The following is a 2,676-nucleotide window of genomic DNA, read 5'->3' as shown; positions in this document are numbered from 1 at the left end:
CCGCCGCTGGGCGGCAAGCCGCTTCGGGCTACGCCCTACGCGCCTTGCCGCCCAGCGAGTGAAAGAAGACTTACACCACTTCCTGGGACATCAACTTGTTCGACTACTCAGTGTCGTTCTATTCGTATACGTATTTGGCTCCCCCCTGCCCAGGCCAGACAACAGTCATTTCATGGAAGAAGACCGGAGAGTACGTAAGCCCAGATGACGCTCCAAATTACCCCCCCGCATCAGACCCGGAACACTATGCCGTGCTGATGCCGGAAAGCTCCCTCCCAATGTGCGCCACCCGCTTCAATGGCCCGGCCCTCAGCGCGCAATCCATCACCGTCCCTGTCAAAAAATCCCGCCCCCTGCCCTCAATGATCCGGTTGGCTCGTCCCGCCGGAGGCGTGGGTGCACAGTACGTCAAGGTCACACTGGAGCCCGCAGCCGAGCGTTGGCGCCTGGCCTGCCGGACCCATACCGACGCAAACGGCGATCTTTATTGCTCGTACACCGCGCCCGATCAACCCACCGTCCACACCTACAAGGCGACCTGGGCGTTCGAGCGCAAGGAGGACTTCTCGTCCGCCCAGGGCACCATCACCGTCACTCCGCCGACCGTGGTGGTGGGATTCTTCAATGGGGTGTGGAATACGGAAGAGCAGGCAGGAGACGGCTTGTCGGAAATACGCAGCCTGGTTGGCCCCAAATACCGCGACACGCTGTTGCGCTATGAAAACTTCTACAACCAGACCGGCACGGCCAATGGCAACACCGCGGCGCAAGACCTCGCCGAGGTGTTCATTCAGCGCGGAAACGAACTCGACGGCGTGCTAACCGAGCGGTGGGAACACTATTGGGAACTGCTCAGCGGTCAGGTGCGACGAGAAGGCTCGCTCACACAGCGCCTGCTCGCCGGGCTGCGCGACGGCGCCACCGGCCTGTCGGATCTGATCGACTCGCTGGTCAGTTCGACCTTGGCGGGTTTCGTCAAGGGCCTGGCCCAACTCATGAGTAGCCCGCCCACCGCCGCTGACACTGCCGCTCACCTGACGAAACTGCAAGAGTTGGCCGACGAAGGCCATGACTTTGTGCTGATTGCCCATTCGCAAGGCAACCTGTTCGTCAACGTCGCCTACGACGGCCTGCAGCAATCGCGTCCGTTGGTCAAGGCCAGTGTGGTGCACGTAGCCCCCGCATCGCCCACGGTGCGGGGCAAGCATGTGCTGGCCGACATCGACGAGGTCATCAACGGCCTGCGCAACTTCGGCGGCTGGACAGTGCAACCCATCAACCTCTGGCTGAACGGTCGAGGTAGTGACCTGAGCGGCCACACGCTCGTTGGCACGTATCTGGACGCAGGCCGCGGCGCAGCCACTGCGCCCGGCACAGGCGCCACGACTTCGCCGCGTGCCCACACCAAGGAGTTGATCATCGACGCGCTTGAACAGGTGGCCCCTGCATCGCCTTGACAAACGAGAACATTCAGGAGGAACAGACATGAGAAAAGAAGCGGATAGAGCCGCCTCGCGCTGCCGCAACGTGATGCGGAGCGTACTTGCCGCGACAACGCTGGTTATCTTGACAGCTTGCGGCGGGGGCAGTGGTGGCGGTACAACATCTTTGCCCGGTAGCGGAGCCACGTCGACCAGCAATCCTGGCAATGGAGCAACTGGCAGCAGTCCCGGCGGCGGAAGTGCAGGCACAGCCACTTCACCTCCCCTTCGCGAGCAGATCGCCGCATTGGAGCAAAGCGGCGGCTATCCCAAGTTGGACCGGTCCGGCGACATTGCTGGGCCGGATGCCAACGCAAACGGCGTTCGCGATGACATTGAATCGTGGATCAACATGCAATCGCTGTCTGATCTGCAAAAAAGGGCCCTGCTACAAAAGGCACGAGCGCTGCAAAACACGCTGCTGGTGGACTTGAACGACAGGACGGCCCTGCAGAAAGCGGGGGAAGGGCTGATGGCCTCAACCAATTGCGGCAGCCTTCACTTCTCTCCCTATCGTGAATTCTCCAACCTTGCTGGCCAAATCGAAGCCATGACTGCCAATACGCGCCAGCGAGCCGAGCGCTACATGAAATACAACGCCGCGCGATCCGGCAGTTCCACCCGATTGCCCGATGGCAATACCTGTGAGTCATAGTGCGGCAGTGAGAGCGATCACGCTGCCAATCGCCTACCCAGCACTCAAGTGCTATCCGTGGTCCGTTGCAAGATCTGGCCGACGAAGGCCATGACTTCGTGCTGGTCGCCCACTCGCAAGGCAACCTGTTCGTCAACGTCGCCTACGACGGCCTGCGGCAAACCCGGCCGCTGACCAAGGCCAGCGTGGTGCACGTGGCCCCCGCCTCGCCCACCGTGCGGGGCAAACACACATTGGCCGATATCGACGAAGTCATCAATGGCCTGCGCAACTTCGGCGCCTGGACGGTGCAGCCCATCAATCTCTGGCTGAACGGCCGCGGCGGCGATCTGAGCGGCCACACCTACATCGGCACCTATCTGGACGCCAGCCGCGTGGCGCGCACCGCCCCTGGCGCCGGCAGCACGACCACGCCCCGCGCACACACGAAAGGGCTGATCACCGACGTGACCCTGCCTAGATTTCACGTACAGCAAGAAGTTGGAAACTTCAAAGGTACGGAGAATCGAGATGAAAGAAGGCAGGCTGCCCAAGAGGCAG

3 protein-coding genes are annotated in these 2,676 nt (G+C 61.8%); all 3 read left to right on the top strand.

Translation table 11 applies throughout. The features are described 5' to 3' along the window. Window positions 1-95: 95 nt before the first annotated feature. A complete protein-coding gene (locus Q392_RS31540; protein ID WP_157008345.1) occupies window positions 96-1,457 on the top strand; it encodes a hypothetical protein in 1,362 nt (453 codons plus the stop codon). Between the two features lie 28 nt (window positions 1,458-1,485). Continuing rightward, on the top strand, window positions 1,486-2,136 hold the full coding sequence (locus tag Q392_RS33200) for a hypothetical protein (protein WP_157008344.1): 651 nt from the start codon (window positions 1,486-1,488) through the stop codon (window positions 2,134-2,136). Window positions 2,137-2,201: 65 nt separating this feature from the next. Then, window positions 2,202-2,676 (top strand): hypothetical protein (locus Q392_RS26255; RefSeq protein WP_038215510.1); only part of this gene is annotated, 475 nt, incomplete at its 3' end.

The sequence above is a fragment of the Xenophilus azovorans DSM 13620 genome, from assembly GCF_000745855.1.
Lineage (GTDB): Bacteria > Pseudomonadota > Gammaproteobacteria > Burkholderiales > Burkholderiaceae_C > Xenophilus > Xenophilus azovorans.
This window is presented reverse-complemented; position numbering and strand designations above follow the sequence as displayed.

Bases quoted from the DNA above. Each gene is read 5' to 3' on its own strand.
- Q392_RS33200 (WP_157008344.1), top strand. From the start codon at position 1,486: ATGAGAAAAGAAGCGGATAGAGCCGCCTCGCGCTGCCGCAACGTGATG.